The organism is Corallococcus exiguus (assembly GCF_009909105.1).
Taxonomy (GTDB): domain Bacteria; phylum Myxococcota; class Myxococcia; order Myxococcales; family Myxococcaceae; genus Corallococcus; species Corallococcus exiguus.
In genome coordinates, this window is sequence record NZ_JAAAPK010000002.1 from 1,001,333 (window position 1) to 1,018,843 (window position 17,511).

General features: G+C 65.5%; 10 protein-coding genes. 5 read left to right on the forward strand and 5 right to left on the reverse strand.

What is annotated here, in order from left to right; all coding sequences use genetic code 11:
- The first annotated feature begins 134 nt into the window (after positions 1–134).
- Entirely contained in the window at positions 135–791 is a 657-nt protein-coding gene (locus tag GTZ93_RS10490; protein WP_126933211.1) for a hypothetical protein, read from the forward strand.
- Between the two features lie 49 nt (positions 792–840).
- Here GTZ93_RS10490 and GTZ93_RS10495 read toward each other — a convergent pair whose 3' ends face one another.
- Both GTZ93_RS10495 and GTZ93_RS10500 read right to left on the reverse strand, forming a co-directional pair.
- The gene (locus GTZ93_RS10495) at positions 841–1,950 is read right to left on the reverse strand and encodes a CapA family protein (protein ID WP_261778196.1); all 1,110 of its coding nucleotides are present in this window, start codon (positions 1,948–1,950) and stop codon (positions 841–843) included.
- A gap of 58 nt (positions 1,951–2,008) precedes the next feature.
- Positions 2,009–2,185, reverse strand: a complete 177-nt coding sequence (locus tag GTZ93_RS10500; RefSeq protein ID WP_120575395.1) for an FmdB family zinc ribbon protein — start codon at positions 2,183–2,185, stop codon at positions 2,009–2,011.
- A gap of 238 nt (positions 2,186–2,423) precedes the next feature.
- Between GTZ93_RS10500 and GTZ93_RS10505 the strand changes: the two genes are divergently transcribed.
- Positions 2,424–3,521 (forward strand): hypothetical protein, encoded by a 1,098-nt coding sequence (locus GTZ93_RS10505; protein WP_139915696.1) that lies wholly within the window; start codon positions 2,424–2,426, stop codon positions 3,519–3,521.
- 4 nt (positions 3,522–3,525) lie between these two features.
- Here GTZ93_RS10505 and GTZ93_RS10510 read toward each other — a convergent pair whose 3' ends face one another.
- Positions 3,526–4,779, reverse strand: a complete 1,254-nt coding sequence (locus GTZ93_RS10510; RefSeq protein ID WP_139915695.1) for a polysaccharide deacetylase family protein — start codon at positions 4,777–4,779, stop codon at positions 3,526–3,528.
- A gap of 113 nt (positions 4,780–4,892) precedes the next feature.
- The gene (locus GTZ93_RS10515) at positions 4,893–5,972 is read right to left on the reverse strand and encodes a ComEC/Rec2 family competence protein (protein WP_139915694.1); all 1,080 of its coding nucleotides are present in this window, start codon (positions 5,970–5,972) and stop codon (positions 4,893–4,895) included.
- A 225-nt stretch (positions 5,973–6,197) separates the two neighbouring features.
- On the opposite strand from GTZ93_RS10515, the gene GTZ93_RS10520 reads away from it, so the two are divergent.
- Together GTZ93_RS10520 and GTZ93_RS10525 are read left to right on the forward strand one after the other, a co-directional pair.
- Positions 6,198–9,095, forward strand: a complete 2,898-nt coding sequence (locus tag GTZ93_RS10520) for a hypothetical protein (RefSeq protein ID WP_139915693.1) — start codon at positions 6,198–6,200, stop codon at positions 9,093–9,095.
- A complete protein-coding gene (locus GTZ93_RS10525) occupies positions 9,092–14,542 on the forward strand; it encodes a CHAT domain-containing protein (protein ID WP_161662760.1) in 5,451 nt (1,816 codons plus the stop codon). The genes GTZ93_RS10520 and GTZ93_RS10525 overlap by 4 nt, the downstream gene beginning before the upstream one ends.
- Before the next feature lie 20 nt (positions 14,543–14,562).
- On the opposite strand, the gene GTZ93_RS10530 is transcribed toward GTZ93_RS10525, so the two are convergent.
- Positions 14,563–17,004, reverse strand: coding sequence for a penicillin acylase family protein (locus tag GTZ93_RS10530; protein WP_139915691.1), 2,442 nt, complete (start codon positions 17,002–17,004; stop codon positions 14,563–14,565).
- A 126-nt stretch (positions 17,005–17,130) separates the two neighbouring features.
- Here GTZ93_RS10530 and GTZ93_RS10535 point away from each other — a divergent pair, with 126 nt between their 5' ends.
- A complete protein-coding gene (locus tag GTZ93_RS10535; RefSeq protein ID WP_139915690.1) occupies positions 17,131–17,493 on the forward strand; it encodes a YciI family protein in 363 nt (120 codons plus the stop codon).
- The last annotated feature ends 18 nt before the right edge of the window (positions 17,494–17,511 follow it).

The following is a 17,511-nucleotide window of genomic DNA, read 5'->3' on the forward strand; positions in this document are numbered from 1 at the left end:
TTGTATGGGGTTGGGTGGTCCGCGACATCCCAGCCAGCAAGCGCCGAGCGTGGAGAATTCCTGTCTATAATCAGCGGGCCTTGCTGCCGGCGCGGGCGGACAGCCCCCGCGGCCACTTCACGAGGAGACGCCACATGAATCGGGTGGAATTGAAGAAAGGGATGGAGGGATGGATGTCGGAGAACGGCAATTGCTTCATCCCGGATGGCTGGGATGGGCAGGTGATTTTCGCGACAGCCGCCCCGTTGAACAGCGTCGTGTACCGGAAGCAGGGATTGAACGACACCTTGTTCAGCAGCAAGACCTACGTCCCCTACGTCTCCACGACGTTCATCAAGGACTGCCTGCACACCGCCGAAGAAATCATGCATCAGTCGCTGTTCGACCCGAAGGAAGGAGCGACGCGCAGCAAGAGCGTGGAGAATGGCTCCGCCTTCGGGAACAGCAAGCTGGAAAACGTTCTCGTCGCCCAATCCCTGCTCAAGGGCAGGGGAAGCAATGACAATGCGGCGCCGCTCGCGGGCCAGGCCTATGTCATCGTCAACATGAAGTGGGACACGGAGGGGACCTCCCCCTACCACGCCGCCGGGGTGGTCGCGGTGGATGGCGGTGACCGCATCACGCTGGAGGTGTTCGCGAGCACCCGCACTTCGTATGCGCGGAAGGAGGCGGGCTGCTATCGCATGTACAAGACGTCGGGCGTCGAGGGACACACCTTCCACGGCGCATGGGGTTCCCAGGAGGAGTATTTCTCCGACAGCGCGGTCACCTTCGCCCTCTGCGCGAAGTGATGGAGCCTCCGGCGCCGGGGCTCGTGAGTCATCCAGCTGTTCCCGGAGCTCACCCCCATTGCAGGAGGAGGGCCCCGTTGCCTTCCAGCTCCACCCGCGTCCGGGGTGCCAGCCGGCGTCCCTCGCGGCCCAGGACTTCGCACAACCATTCGGCGTCCCGTCGCGAGGCCCGGTGGGGTCGGAGCTGGCGCAGCTGCATGGGGAGCATGCGCAGGCTGGCGAGCCGGCCGTTCGCCGGGTCCACTGACGCCAGGTACATCAAGGCCAGGTCCGGTCGGTATTCCTCGTGGCCAAGGATGCCTTCGTAGTCGTTCAGGAAGTCGCCGCAGCCATGGAGGATGAGGCGGCCGTGGTGGACCTCGATGCCGCGAGGGTGGTGCGAGGAGTGGCCATGGACGACGTCCACGCCAGCCTCGTCGATGAGTGCATGGGCGAAGTCCCGCTGCGCCCGTGGCACCGTGTAGCCCCAGTTTTCGCCCCAGTGGATGGAGGCGATGACGACGTCGCCTTCGCGCTTGAGGTCCGCCACCCGTTTGCCCAGGTGCCTCGCCGTGGTGGGGGACAGGTCGGGCAGCAGGTCCACGCCCGGTCTGTCCTTCCTCGCCGCCCATGATGGCGGAATGCCGCTGCTGACATCTCCGCACGAAAACACCACGACTCGCCGCCCGGTCCCTACAGCCAGGAGCGCGGGCTGCTGGGCCTCCTCCAGGTCCTCACCCATCCCTGAGGTGGCGATTCCCAGACGGCGGAGGGTGGACAGTGTTTGCGCCAGCCCCGGGTATCCCCAGTCCAGCACGTGGTTGTTCGCCATCGCGCAGCAACTGATTCGGGCCGCCGTGAGGCATTCGGCATTCTCCGGGTGCATGCGGTAGTGGATGCCCTTGTCGGGCCACCACTGCTCACTCGTGGTGATGCTCGTCTCCAGGTTGATGATCCGCACGTCGGGCGCGGCGTGCTCCAACGCTGCGAGCGCGTCCCCCCAGATTTCACCGAAGCCGACGGGCTTGCGGATGGGGCCGTTGCGCTCCTCGGCGAGCGCGACGTAGTCCCGGGCATCGTGCAGGTAGGACTCATGGATGCCGGGTGGAGCAGGGTGGGGTAGCACCTGATCAATGCCTCTGCCTGTCATCACGTCGCCGCAGAGGAAGAGGGAAACCAACCTCTTGTCTTGCTGGCCAGGAGTCATCATCGACGAAGAGCAGGGTGCCCCGAGTGCCTCAGTAGGTGGCCGACTTCTTGGTGGTCACGGCATGGGCGGACGAGATGCGCTTCTCCACCTCTTTCGCGTCGTGGCCACGCGGGCACTTCGGTGCTCGCTCGTCGTGCTCCTGGATGGTCATGAATGCGGTGAAGGGCTCCTGGCACTTGCGGCAGAAGAACTCGTAGATGGGCATGGCGTGCTCCCCCTTTGAAGGAAGATGCGGTCCACCATCGGCAGGTGGCAGGTCACGAGGTGCCATCCAGCCGTAGGCGCGCCAGGTCGGGCCCGCCGCCTGGAACATTTTACAGGATATGGAAGTGGAAACTCCGAGTCGTCGAGTGCCGACAATTCCCCCGGGCCGGCGGGTGAGATGCAACCAATCCGTCGTGTAGGATTCATGCCCTCAAGCACCTTCAACTGGAGGCAGGCCCTTGATCAGCTCCCTCATCCGCCAGGTCGTCACCACGATCCAGGCCGCGGTCACGAAGCCTCCGGTTCCTCCGGCTCCGCCCACGCCTCCTCCCTCCGCCGCGCCGTATTTCCAGGACGGTGTGGACGCGGCGAAGGCCAGCCCCGTGAACCTCAGCGGCTACGGGAACACTCCGTCGGCCGCGGCTGCCGCGAGCGTGGATTCGCCACTGACGAAGGCGAGCAAGGGGGAGAAGGTCGGCCCTGAGTTCATCCACCTGGACGCTGGATGGACTCCGCAGGGCCAGGGCTACGACGCCGGGCGCGGTGAAGTGCTCACGACCTATTACAACGACGACCACCGGGTGCTCCTGTCGGTGCAGGACAAGGACTCGGGGAAGGAGACGCATCAGGCCGTGCTCGGTGGACCGCCTCCCGCGGGTCCTCCCAGCCATGGTGGCGGCGTCTCCACGGATGGCGACAACGTCTATGTCTCCGACACGGATCACATCTACGTCTACACGCGCGAGGAGATCGAGGCCGCCCAGAACGAGTGCCGCGAGGCCATGCCCTCCCAGGTCATGGATGTCCCCAAGCCTGAAGGCCTCACGGATCCGGCCACGGGCATCGGCCTGGTCTCCGCCGGCAGCTTCATGACCGTGAAGGACGGCTACGCGTACATCGGTGGCTACAGCAAGGACGGCGATGGCAAGGCGGGTGCCGTCTGGCGGTACGAGATCGACGAGAAGACCGGCGCCCTCATCGAGGACTCTCGCGAGGGCCCCATCCGCGCTCCGGACCGCGCGCAGGGAATGACCGTCGTCGATGGCGGCATCATCTTCACCACGGGCGACAAGAAGCTCATCTACCAGCCGTTCACGTCCACCGAGGACACCTTCTCGGCGGACATCGACAAGCGGGTGGACATCGGCAACGGGCTCATCGACCCCTACGCCCAGGGCGTGAACATCATCGATGGTGAGATCTGGGTCACCTACGAGAGCGGCTCGGACAAGTACCGCGACAAGGTCGACGAGCCCCGCGAACACATCCAGCGCATCCCGCTGGAGGATTTGGACCTCGCGGCGGGATGCCTCACGGCGGAGCAGCTCGAAGGCTGAGGCCCTACACGGACGCGGTCGCCTCCATGTCGGCGAGCGTGAAGTCGTCCATCGTCAGCGTGCCCACCTGGTCGATGGACAGGCCCACGCTGAGGGCCTTCGCCGCGGAGGGCGTGGCGGGCGTGGTCCACTCGGCGAAGGTGTAGCTGCTTTTCGGGGGCAACAGTGGCCCCTGGGACCAGTAGGTCCAGGCTCCCGCGCTGGTGCGGTAGTACGCCTTGAACCGCACCTGCGTGGTGGCCTTGTACCAGGCGGTGATCCGGTAGTGATGTCCCGTGGTCGGCGTGGGCGTGCAGCTGCTGTCGTCCTGACGGGTGATGAGCTTCCGGTCTCCGTCGGTGATCTGCGTGATGCGCACCTGCTGCGCCCAGCTGCCTCCGTGAGCGTCCGACGTCCGGTTCCACGTGAAGGTGTTGTTCCCGAAGCCGCCGCGCTGCCAGCAGTCCGGGGTCCCGTCGCCGTTGCTGTCCGCTTCGAGCGACGGATTCTTCAAGAGCTGCGCGGGGGGCCAGCTCACCGGGGGCTTGAGCACTCCGCCGATGATTGCGTCCATCGTGGCCACGGTGGTGCCTCGCGAGGCGCGGGTGGCCAGCCAGTCGATGAACGCCGTCAGGTTGGCGGGTGAGATGGAATAGGTCTGCGGTGGGTCGCAGGGCCCGCAGATGTGGTGGAAGACGATGGGCACCCAGCCGCCGCCTGAGTCCTCGGCGTGCAGCACGTAGTTCTTCAGGTCCGTGAGCGTGGTGGTCGCCTGCACGGAGCCGTTGGTCCGGATGGCGTACGGGTCCGCGGGAGGCACGGGCTCGGCGGCCGGGCTGCTTCCAGTGGAGGAGGTCCTCAGTCCGCCGCTCTCCCTCGCGGAGTTGTAGTTGCAGTCGATGACGATCTGCCGCGTGGTCGCGTCCTTGTCTCCGAAGGGATAGGCGAAGGACGTGACGCGGAAGCCATCGTTCAGCAGGGCGACCCGGTCGTTGCAGATCTCCTTGCGCTGGTTGTCCGCTGAAAGCTCCGTGAGGTGCGGATGGGTCAGCGTGTGGCCGCCAATCTCATGGCCCTTGTCCCGGAGCGTTCGCACCTGGGCGAGCGTGAGGCGGCCGGACTGCCCCAGCCTGCTGCTGTTGATGAAGAACGTCCCCCGCATGCCACGGGCCTCCATGGCGGAGGCCGCGATGAGCTGGGAGGCCAGGCAGTCGTCGAAGTTCAGCGAGACGACCACCTGGCCGGGCAGGAGGGCGGTGGCTCGGGTCGTGGGTTCCATGGTGGGTGCTCCCCCTTGTGCACGAGGACTTCACCCACAACCTGTGCATGCGCCTGCAGCTCGGCGCCATCGGCGGACGGGCCGAACGCCCGGCCCCTGCGCGTGCTGGATGCTCAGGGCATCAGGACCATGCGTAATCCCTGCTGTCCTTCGGGCGGGAAGTGGGCGGTATATCGGTGTTCACGCATCCAGCCGGGATTGCGCCAAACCTTGTTGAACTCCGTTTCGTAGTTGAAGAACAACTCCACCCGCTCCTCTGTCGCTCGACCATGCTGGATGACCCGGGCAATGGCTTCGCGGTTCGGATGCTTGTGGCGGCTGCCATTGGTGGAGACGAGGAATCGGGTGCATGAGAGCTTCTGCAGGAGCTTTACGTGGATGTTCTTCCGGCTGCCATGGTGGGGAATCTTGAACGCGTGAAGAGCAAGCCGCTGCGTTGGCGCCGCATGACGCTGCAATGCCGCAAGGAGGTCTTGAGGGTAGGCGTCCGCGCCCAATAGGAGTCGGCAACCCTGATATTCGGCGAGGACGGAGATGCTGCTCGCATTCGGCTTCGACGAGTCGCCCTCGAAGGGCACTTCCAGCAGTGCTTCGAAGGAGGGATCGCCCAACCGGTCATCCTCGGCGGAGCGCTGCCGAGCGGTGGCCCTGCCGGGAACGAGTCCTGCCTCGATCACCGCTTCTTCCCACTCTGGCATGAGCTGCTCCAGGCGCTTCGCGGATGGGGTCAGGACCGTGAGCGTCAGGCCCTGGAAGGCATGGACGGGAAGCGGGCCCGTATCGGGGACCACCACGGCGCCAGACGCGAATCGCCGGTTCCACGGAAGGCGCTGCTCGACCAGCAACTCAGTGAGCCTTTCGCCCGCGACACCGCCCAGCTTGTCATCAGCGCGGGAGACACTCTCCAGGTGCTGCCATCCGTTGAACCAGACCTCTCCAAACGTCACCCCAAGCGATTCACGTGCCTCCAGCAGGTCGATGGCTCCCGCGATGTGATCCTCGTCGATGTGGGTCACGATGAAGAGCTCGAAATGACGGTTCGCCCGAGGAAGGGTCTCGATCCGCGCCTTCAAGTGCTCGAATGTCTCTGGACGGCCCGCGTCGATGAGGATCCGGTGGGGCGTTTCCGGCGCGCCATACTCGAGCAGTAGACAGTCGCCGTCTTGAGCGGGAAGCATCTCCAAGGCAAGCATCCGAACCTCCAGGGCCTGGGTTGCCAACGCCCCCATCTAACCATGATCTCCACCGCGAGCGGTGTGCACGCGCGTGACGCAGGCCTACTCCTTGGGGCGGGGTCGGACGCGACTCTCATTGCGTCACGGTGGGCCCGGTCGGTGGCGGCAGGGTGACGCAGTCACAAGCCTCTTCGCCTATGTTTCCAGGCCTGTCCGAAGGGTGGCACGGGCCTGGGGTGAAGGATGCGCACGCTGTACCGGGAGTTGGTCGATAGGTATTCGAGTGAGGTCACTCGCCAAGCGCTGGCGACCCTGGCGGTCCTCTCCGCGGGACAGGGGATCGACATACGCGATCTGGTCCGTGGCAACTTCGATGCACGAAGACTGAGTCGTTTCGCTCAAGGGGACCGGGTCCCATGTGGATTCCATGAGCAGGACGAGCAGCGCTTGCGCGAAGCGCTCGGTAAGCAGCAGCTCCCTGTCCGTACACTCGCGGCGGCTTGGACCTTCTTCAACAGGTGGCGGCTTGAGATCGTCCAGCCGGTGCTGGCCCCCGGCATCCTGGCCTTCTGCGTGGACTTGCTGACCCATCCGGACGTCCAGGCGGCTTCGGTCCATGTCCGCGCGGGGCCGGAGCGGCTTCGGCGCCTGCCCCGATGGCCTCTTCGTGTCATGTCGCCCGGCGGTGCATCCGGAAGACGACTCTCCGAGTTGCTGGCGCACCTGCCCGACGTCGCGAGTGTTCTCGGGCGAAGGCAGAAGGAAGGCGATCTGCTGATCGTGCCAGCGAACGTGAGCATGGTTCCTGGTTCCGGAGGAACGCCGGTCGGCGGCCTGCCCCGAGCATCCCTGGCAATCGCCATCCAGCCAGAAGAGACTGAAACGGAAGACGCGATGGTCTTCGCGCTCAGTCTGAGATTCGCCCTTGATGCGGATGCAGTGGTGGTCGTCCGTGCTTCTGAAAAGCAGCGGAACGAGTTCCTGCATGGGCTGCTCCTTGAATTGATTCAAGGACGACCATTCGATTTGGCGGTTGCGACGTCTGGACTGCAGGCGCTTGCTGCACCGCCGCTTTTCCTCTCCTCTCAACGGTTTTTGCGGGAAGCCCACCTCGAACCTTTGTCTGTTGGGACTATTGATATTTTGGCGGTTATGGCGGAGTTGCTGGGCGATTTGAGGAAATATCCAGGCCCTGTCGCCATTCCTGCCGGCCTGGGTAATTGGTTGGGAATTGATGCTCGGGAGCTTGATGGGCCCACCTTGGCGAGCCACATACCGATACGGTTCATCTACGAGGGCTTCGTCTCAAGCTCTACTGAATTTCATGGCTGGTTGCTGGAACTCCGGCATCTATTGAATCAGCAGGTACGCGACGCCAGTGCCTCTCCGCTCGCAGGCACAAAGCCCCGCGCGAACCTGCTGGACTCCCTGGGAACGCCGACAGGTCCAGGCGCTGCTCGCGCTTCGCGTCACCTCCACGCCAACATCTTCGCGGGCCCCTCTGGCAGCGATGCGCATCCGGTCTTTGGACCCTTGGATGCCGGGCGAGCCTATCGGGTAGAGGTGCACATCGGGCCTCGCTTGCGCTCAGGGCAGGCCCTGCGCAAGCGCTTCCCCGCAGAAAAGTTGCCCCGTCAGAAGGCGGCACACACCTTGATGGTCGTGTTCGCGGACATCTCCGGAGGGGAACCCCTTCCTGAGCCCCAGGTCACTTCGTTGGTTCTTCCGAAGAAGGGGGCCAGTTCGCGCGCGGTGTTCAACTTCACTCCACGCTTGGAGGGGCGCTTCGCCGCTCGGATCGCGATCCTGCATGACAACCGCGTTCTCCAGACCATGAACCTGCGAGCTCCCGTGGGTTCGGAGCAGCCAGAGTCATCGCGCCTGGATGGCGTTCGCCTGGAACCGGAACTGGCCCCCGCGTGGACATTGGAAGAACTCGAGACGCGGAGTTCATTCGACGCCACGCTGGTCTTGAACCACGACGAGGCCGGGACCCCGCGCGCCATGGCGGTCGCCGATGGCGAGGTCCGATGGGTTTCATTGAACGGGTTGGAAAAGGCCCTTCAAGGGATTCGCGGGCAGATCGATCAAGTCACCGACAAGGAACAGTGCCCAACGGGTCTTGAGGACCCTGCCATGGTCCGATTGCTGAGGGTGCTGGCCAAGCAAGGAAGTGATCTCTGGATGGAGGTCATGGACCAGGAGGGAGTGCCGGAGGCGCTGCGGAAGGGGACCCGGATCCAGGTCATCGAGGCGCGCGAGGGAACCTTCCTCCCGGTGGAGCTGTTCTACGACCGGGAATCACCGACGGATGACGCGACGATCTGTCCCCACGCACGCCAGGCGCTTCAAGAAGGTCAATGCCCTGGAGTCTGCCCACAGGGCAGGAGCGCCGAAAGGGTGGTCTGTCCTCTCGGCTTCTGGGGCATGACCCGGGTCATCGAGCGTCAGCGGCGAGGAACGGCCAGCCCCGCGCTCGGGGATGTCGGCCTCCAGCTCAGTCCGACGCAACAGCAGAACCAGATCGCGCTGACACCCGGGGCGCTCTTTGGCTACAGCAGGAAGGTTGACAATGGAGAGCCTGGGAGCTCCGCGAAGGTGCTGAGCGCCCTCATGGAATCGTTCCCAGAGAGCGACACCGCTGATGGCTGGGCGGCTTGGGAGCAGAAGGTTCAATCACTGGGGCCCTCCCTCCTGGTCCTGCTCGTCCACACCGATAAAGATCCAGAATCGGGGCTCCCGGTCATCGAAATCGCCAACGAATACCTGCGGCGCGCGAAGCTCAAGGCTTCACATGTCCGCAGTGACAAGGTGCCCGCGACCATCGTCCTCTTCCTGGGGTGCGATACCGCGATGCCTCCCGCTCAATACCAGAGCTTCGTAGGGCGGTTCCGCCAACTGGGGGCGGCTGTCGTGCTCAGCACCATCGCGAGCATCCGGGGGCGGCATGCTTGTCCAACGGCGGCCAACGTCATCCGTCACCTCTCCGAGGCCACCGAAGGCGTCCCACGGAACTGGGGGGATGTCTTCGTGCGGATCAAACGAGAACTTCTCGCGAAGGGCGATGCCCTGGTTCTCTGCTTCGCGGCTTATGGAGACGTGGACTGGCAGTTGGTCCATCCCCGGGAGGTGGGGACATGACGCCCCAGGAAATGAAGGCGGTCGCTCGGGACATGGAATACGACGCGGAGATGGCGTCCACCGCCGCGGGGCGGAAGGCCCAGAAGGTGCTTCAGGATGCGCGCGACCAGGAGTTGAGCGGCAACCTGGAATCAGCTTTGTCCCTGCGAAGGGAAGCGCTGAGCTACTTTTCGGATGACGATGATGGCGCGGCGGCATCATCGGCACGGCACGATCTGGCCCATTCACTCACCCTGGGTGCGGCGCTGACGGACTGGAGCGCCATCAATTCCGCAATCGGGCTGCTTCGAAGGGCCCTGTCGTCTCCGTCCCGTCAGGCCAGTTTCATGCGCCGGGCGCAAAGCGAGAACTCCCTGGCGGTATGCCTGCGGACGCTGGCACGCCTGCTTCCGGACGAAGACGCAATACCAATCCTCAAGGAGATCGAGCAACTCTACCGGAGCGTCATTTCGCACACGGCTCGCTGCGGCCGTGTGGGGTCGAGGCTGCTGGCGGAGGCGCACCTCAATCTGGGCAACCTCCTCTCGGAGGCGGGATCGACCAACAAGGCTGTTCTCGAGTACGAGCACGCCATCTCCGGGGCCTACAAGGCCATGCGTGACAAGAACGGCCCGATGCAGCATGTCATCGCGAGGGCGCGGTTGGGGACGGCCGAAGCACTTGTCGCGCGGGGACGAAAGAACGATCTGCCGGCGGCGGAGACACATGCCCGAGAGGCCGTGAAGGAGCCCGAGCCCGGACGAGAAGACATCGGTTGGATCCTGTTGGCGGAGATCTCCATGTCTGGGACGGCACCGGAGCGGCTCGCCCTGGCGAGGGAGCATCTTCGGAAGGTGCGACCGACGCGACTGGAAAGTGCCCCATGGCGCATCCGCCACGCCAAGGCGTTGCGGCGCGCGGGCGCCCCGGATGAGGCCCTGGGCGTCTTGAAGGATTGGATAGACAGGTCCATCGAGGCGCGGGCCCAGACGATCGCGGATTTCGCCGCGGACGTGGCCGCCATGGAATACAAGTCCGCGGCTGCACTGGGCGCGCGCATTCTCGCCCAGGACAAGGCGGATGGCGTGGGAGCATTCCTCCATTTGGAGAATGCAAGCGGGATGCGGTTCGCCGAGAACCTCAGCGCCTATGCATGGCGGCCGAGGGACCCATTGGCGACGAAGCTGTCGCACGAACTGAAGCTCCACACCCACCGTGCCGCCGTCTACGACGGGTGCGCACGCTCTCTGGAGCGAATGGCGCTGACCGCCCAAAGGGAGATCCTTCGCGACACCTTGAAGAGGTCCCGCGAGCTCCCGCACGAGGAACAAAGCGGCTTTCCTGACAAGGAACATTGGGTCCGGACACTTTCGGCCGCACTGGCCGCTCAGGTGCCCTTGCATTACCTCCAGGCGGAGGTCGAGGCCCACGGAGAGAGAAGCATCCGGTTGAAGTCCGCGCTCCTGCGCCACGACCCCCACTACGCTCAGGTCCATCGTGTCCTGGCGCGCGAAGTGGAACGCGAAGACCTCGAAGCCATCCTGCGCTCGGCGCCAGAACAGGTGTTGATACGTTTCAGTCTGGAGCTGGGAGATCTGCTCGCGGTCGCTGTGCGGATGGACGAAGAACAGCTGGTCGCGAGGAGTGTCTCGCTCCAGGTGAAACCGGAGTTGCGCCGGCTCCTTCGGGCGGTTTCCCGGGGACGCAAGAAGGTTGAGTTCGACCGGGTCAGCCAATTGCTGGCCCAGCTTGACCTGGGGCCCATCCTGCCTGCCGGGCGGCGTCGCAGGGCGGTGTTGCTGCCGTCTCATTCCGCGGCCGCGCTACCGCTCGCGGCGCTGGGACCCGAAGGCAATCGGTTGATGGACCGTTTTGACTCGCTGGTATGGCTCGCGGGTCTCCTTCCGCTGCGGATTCGCCCGGCGGCCTGTCCGCCGAGGTCCGGACATGGGGTGTTCGATCCGCGCAGCACGGGTTTCAGTGATATCGCATTGTCCCAATCCCTGGCGGGTGAACGCCGGTTCGTAGGGCACGAGGCCCAAGCCAATGCGCTGGTGCAAACCGTCGCGCAGGCTGAGACCATTTGCATCTACACGCATGGGAAGCATGAGACCGGGGAGATGCCGTCGCTTCAGCTGTGGAACGAAGAGTGGCTGGACACGTCGGTGCTGATGGGCCACGTCGTGGGCTTGGAACGAATGGAGATCTGGGCCTGCCAGACCGGAACGAACCGGGCGACGGACTCGCTGACTCCTCCTGCCGACGAAGCCTTCGGGTTGGATTTCCTCTTCCTCCTGGCGGGAGCGCGAACCTGTGTCGGGACGCTTTGGCCCGTTCCGGACCTGGTGACGGCTGCCATCGTCAGGAGGTACCGGAACGGCCTTGCTGAAGGCCGAGACCCTGCGGTCGCACTACTGGAGGCACAGCGCTGGTGGTCCAGGGACGGGGTGGAGCTCCTCGTCGAACAGCTGCGGCACAAGCCTCAAGCGCAGGCCATCAAGGACTTCGCCGGACTGCTGGGGCTGGACCTGGGACCCGAGGGGATTGATTCTACTTTCGACCTGTTGGGAACGACCACATCGGTGGATTCAGGGGGAGAGGGGATTCGCAGGGTCTTCGGATGTCCCGTTTCATGGGCAGCAATCCGCTTCGTAGGCCTTCCGGAGTGGAAGCCCGAGGAACCCTGGTCGGACCATTCCGAACGGCCGCTGACCGACTCGGAGCAGGCTGTGATCACGAGCTGCTTGTCGCTGGAGCCCATCGTCCGCCCGGACTCCTATCGCGAGCAGCAGGAGCCCATGCTCGCGCAAGCGGCGATGCTGAACCTGGGTGACGTTCCCTCCGGGGAGCAAGCCATCCGGGTCTCGCGGCTGTTGCGAGACAGCCTCCAGGGGGCGTTCAGGAACAACGTGCTGCAGGCGCTGGCGTGGCTCCATGAAGTGCTTGCCGCTCCTGGGGTGGGTACCGCGGACCGGATTCGGTTGTCCGTGGAGGCCGCCCACCTCTGGTTGGAGGTCGCCATCCAGGAGCTGCGGTTGCCCCCCATTCCTCATCAAGTGGCACTTGCTCGGGCCGAACTCCTGCTGGCGGATGTCCAGCGGCTGGGTGGCGAAACGAACGCGGACGGATTGGCGGCGTCGGCTCGTTTGCGGCTCTTGCGCACCGCCTATACCGCGGAGCGGGTGGACGAGGCCTTCCGCGATGCCTTGGCGCTCCTCATGCCCGCACTCGATGGCCTTCATCCCGTTTCCTTCGAGGCGCTTCGTGTGGTGACGGTCGCGGTCGAGTTGCTGCCACGAGGCGAAGGGATTCCGGCGTCCTGGCGCGACGAGGTGCTCCGGCATGCACAGGCCATTGGCTCGTGGAAGGAGTGTCCCCGAGAGATGGTTCCCGCCTGGCACCGGTTGCGAGTCGCACTGCATCCCTGGGAGCCCGGCACGAAGGCCGCGGAAGTCGCACGACTTCCGTTGACGCCACGCGAGCGGGTGGAGGTGACGCTTCATGCCCTGCGAAACGAAGCGTCTCGGTCCAACCCAAGCTCGGTTCCTTCGGCCGTGCTTCTCACCCAGGCACTGGGCGGAATGGAGGCCAGCTTGTGGGGAACTTCCGGCGACAAGCGTCATGCCCTCGTCGTCACAGTTGGCACCTTGGGCGTTGCCTATCGAATGTTGTTGAAGTTCTACCTGTCCTCACACGAGGTGAACCGTCCTGGCAGCGAGGTGCACCTGCTGGCGTGCCTCCACTCCGCAAGTGATCTGAGACTGGCCTTCCTGGGGCGCATGGCATGGCTCTCCACCGGGCCCTCGGAACAGTGGACACGAACCATGCGGCGCCTGCACGAATACATCCGGCGTCGGCAGGCATTGAGTGCGGCCTTGTCCAATGCGGTGCTGTTGGCGAATCCGGCGTCCATCCAGAAGCGGGTTCGGCCCCATCCCCTGGACCCGCATTCGTTGACGAGGCAGGCCATGAAGACGAGCCCTCGGGGTTCCTCGGGTTTGACGGCCTGGTGCCTGGAGTTGCTCATCAGCCAGTGGCAGGAGCAGGTGCGCCCCGCATGCACCGCCGCGTTCGAGGCGATTCGCACCCTGTCGCTTCTGGAGGAAGGCGCGAATCGGATGTGGGACGAAATCCTCGAAAGCGACGCCACCCGGCGCTTGTTGTCCGGAGCCCAGGCGTTCCGGGGGCTCCCAGCTGCGCTGGATCCTGGTTTGGACCTTGAATCGAACGAGCGGCGGCTGGGCTCCCTCGAGAAGGGATTCGGCCTGCTGGGGCTGACCCTGACCCCCGACGATACCCTTTTGATCATCGCGTGGTGGAACGACGGAGGAGGGCCGCGAGGACGAACACTCCGGCTCCCCGCTGAGGCAGTGCGAGCGGCTCTGGGCGATCTGCTGGGGACTTCGAGCGAAGACACGACTTCGAGGCGAGGAGTTTCTGGAGGTCGCCGCGATGCATGGCGGAGGCTTGAAGACGCGCTGGCCCCAGCGCTGGCGGCCCTTCTGGACGAAGCCCAGTCTGGACAGCGATTGCGTTGGCGCGTGTTCGCACCGGGAGCCCTGCGTGCGCTTCCCTTGTTGGGAATCCGCCTGGGGCGTGGCGAGCTGCTTGCCGAGCAGGTGGAGGGACTTTTCCATGTTCCCTCGGAGGGGTTCGGTCGTCTCGGCGCTCCTCAGCCTTCAGGAGAAGACTTCACGGCGTGCCTGTTGGCTCCAGCGGGAACGACAACGTGTTTCGGTGAAGCCGCATTGACGACCTTGCATGGGGGGAAGCCGCCGGAGCAGTTCATTCAGGCCCCACGCAATCCAGCGTCCAGTGCCTTTGAGTTGGATGCCTTGCAGGCGCACGCCTCAAGAATCAGTGCGCTGCGCATCTACGGCGTCGGGCGCCCCGAGTCCATCAATGACGCGACGGCGATGTTCCGACTGGCGGAAGGGCGTTCCCTGGTGGAAGGAAATCTGGTCGATCTGCTGATGCCTCACTGCCGGGTCGTGGAGTTGTGGGCCTCCACGGCGGGAAGGGCCGACCGCGAGCGTCTTCTGTTTGACCACGAGGACCGGATTCCAGGCCTCGCGGCGAGCTTCCTGGCCGCGGGGGCGGCGGCAGTCATCGATCTGGCATGGCCAGTCCACGATGTGATCAAGGCGCTGGTCTGCGAGCAGTATGGCTGGTGGAGTCAGCGATCAGGCCACGGGTCGGAAATGCTCGCGCAAGCACTGGAGGCGGTTGCCGGGATGCTGCGAGTGCTGCGGTCGCGGGCCGGATTGAAAACGGCCCACGACGTCCTGGTGGCGCTGGATGACCTCCGTCGGACGCAGGTCCAAGAAGTCTTGAAGCGCCCTGTCGCCATCACTCCGTTCGCGGGACATTCCAACGTACCGGAGATCGCCGATTCATCAGGCGCGGAGTTGCTTGATGAATTGGGACAGGGCGTTCATCTAGGGGCGTTCCGCTGGTGGGGCGCTTGAGGGCGTAGGCCCCTGGGTCGCTATTCGAGCTTCGACGTGGCGTCGACGGTCAGCTCCAGCGTCGTGAGCTCCGGATCCGCGAGGATGTCCGCTTCGTTGAAGCGCACGGGACGGAAGTGCTTGCTGGAGAAGAGGTCCGTCTGGTCCGCGAAGTGCGGGGACGCCGGGTCGCTGGACTCCGCGTAGGAGAGGACCGCGTTCGCCTTGGGTCCCTCTGGCGTGAACTCCATCACCATGAGGAAGCTGGTCCCGAAGTCGACCAGGTAGCCTTCCGGCGTGAGCCCCGTGCCTGGGGAGAGCAGCGGGCCCTGCGGCTGGGACTGCGGCAGCAGCGTCGCGTTCGCGCCGGAATAGCCGACGACGTTGGTGACGCCCTCGAAGGCCGCGCCACCGTGCAGCGGCACCTTGCGGTCTTCCTTCCACGCGAACTGCACGTCGCCCAGCTTCGTTCCCACCGCGATGCCCGCCTTGCCCAGGAGCGCCACGGCCTCCGCCAGCTTCTGGTTCACCGGATCCACGCCGGACTCCGGCGCGGGGACCAATCCCGACGGCGTCACCGCCGCCCGGGCCGGATCGAAGGGCTGCGTGAAGAGGGCGCCCTTGTCCACGAGGTCGGAGCGGTTGAAGCCGTTCAGGAACTCACGCCAGACGATGGCTCCCGAGCGGTCCAGGTCCAGCCGGCCATCCCACGCCGCAATCAGCTGGCATGCCTCGGCGATGTCCACCGGAGCGCCCTCGACGACGATGGGCTCCGCGCCCTGGCAGCGCTGCACCACGGCCGTGCGCAGTTGCTCCGCCACCCAGGTGCGGTTGCTCAGGATGGCCTGCTCGGCCTCCTCGCGCGTGAAGCGTCCGTCGCTCCCGGCCGCCGCGGTGTCACCCTGTTCGGTGATCAGCGTGAGGTTCATGTGCGAGCGCGTGCTCATGCGGCCGCGCGTCCCGAAGATTTCGTAGAGGAAGGGCAGGTCGAGCAGGGGAGAGGCGGGGTTGGTGAACGTCGCCGGATCATTCGCGTTCATCACGAAGTCCGTGCGGCGGAGCTGCGGCATGACGGTGGTCGGCACCAGGCCTTGCGACTCGCTGTCCAGGCCCACCCATTCGTCGCGGGACGTGCTGCCGTCCAGCAGGACCAGCCCCAGTGACGCGAACACCGGCGCGTCCGGGGTGGACTCGAGCGAGTCGCGATACGCCGCGACGGTGGCGGGGCTCAAATAGGGGACCCGCGACGCGTCCACGTAGCGCGTATCACCGTCCGCGCTCGTCATGAGCGTGTTCACCCAGGGCGCTCCGCGCACGGTGCGCTCCACGTCCGCGGCTTCGCCGATGTCTCGGGCCGTGTTCAGGCGCACCCAGTGCTCCGCGAAGCGCGGGTTGTCCTCGGTCGCGTCGCGCGTCGTGTACGCGGTCTCGTCCGTCCAATCCGCGCCGGGGCCGGCGAGGATGGGGCCGTAGTGGCTGCGCCAGAACGTGCGCGTCTCCTGCGTCATGCCGCCGTCGGTCCCTCGCACGTTGACGGTGACGGTCCGCGACGTCATGCGGCGCGTCGCTCCGTCATAGACGTACGCCGTGGGGTCGCCCGGCACGAGCTTGAGCCGGTAAAGCGTCAGGTGGCTCGACGCCGTCACCGTGTGTGTCCACGCGATGTCGCGGTTGAAGCCGATGTTGATCGCCGGAACGCCCAGCAGGGACACGCCGTACACATCCAGCTTGCCGGGGATCGTCTGGTGGCTCTCGTGGAAGCGGAGGCTGCCCTCCCAGGGGAAGTGCGGGTTGGCCACGAGCATGCCCCTACCGCTGGCCGTCTTCTCGCGGCCCAGCGCCCAGCCGTTGCTGCCCAGCTCATCCTTGCGCGGCGACAGCGCGAGCGGCCTCGACTGGAGCCGCTCGCCTCCCGTCTCCGCGCTCGGAGGCTGCGCGTTGCCCACGTAGCCGAGCAGCGGGATCAACGTGTCGAACAGCGACAGGTCCAGGTGGTACGCCATCAGGTCGTACGCGCTGATGGGCTTCACCCACGCGGCGCCCCGGCAGGGCTCGGGACGCTGAGCGGCCGGCACATCCGCGAGGTACTGGTTGTAGCCAGCGGCATAGCCCTGCACGAGGTCGCGCAGTTCCTGCGACTGCTCCGCGAAGCTCGCCTCGGCGCGGGTCCGCAGCGCGAGCCCCAGGTAGGTGAAGTCGCTTTCGAGGAAGGCGTCCTGCGGGCCCCGGCCCAGGTAGCGAGCGCGCTCGCCACGGACCTTGAGGAACTGATCCGCGAGGATGCAGACCGCGTCCTGCGCCTGCGCGTAGCCGATGCCAGCGCCCAGGCTGCGATAGCCGTCGGCCTGGATGTGGGGGACACCGTACGACGTGCGGTGGAGGGTGGCCTTGAGCGGTAGGGGCGCCGGCGGGTCGTCGTTCCGGCAGCCACTGAACGCCGTCAGGGTCAGCAACAGGGGGAGGGAGATTTGGGATGTACGCATGGGTCGTCAGCCTCGCAAACAGGGCTGACAAGGATATCCGCCCTAAGCCAAGTATCCGTGACCACGAGGGTAGTAGCGGTCGCGTGGGACCGGTGGCATAGGCTGCGCCCCAACAAGGAGCTGACCATGTCGTACATGCTGGTGGTGATGCAGGTTGAGGGCGGGATGCCCCAGACGGCGGAAAAGAAGCGTGTCTCGGCGGACCGGATGGAGCGGATGCGGGGCTTCGGGGCGTCGCTCCAGGCGCGCGGCATCCTCCAGGCGGCGGATTCCCTGCGTACGGACGCGGAGGGTACCCGGGTGGAGCGGCGCGACGGGAAGCTCAGCTTCAGCGACGGGCCGTTCACCGAGTCCAAGGAGATCATCGGTGGCTTCTTCCTCGTCGACGTGAAGACGCGCGAGGAGGCGCTGGAGCTGGCCACGCAGTGCCCCGCGGCGGAGTGGTCCACCGTCGAGGTGCGCCAGTGCGGTCCCTGCTACGACCCGTGAGCGGCGCGCCTGCGCACG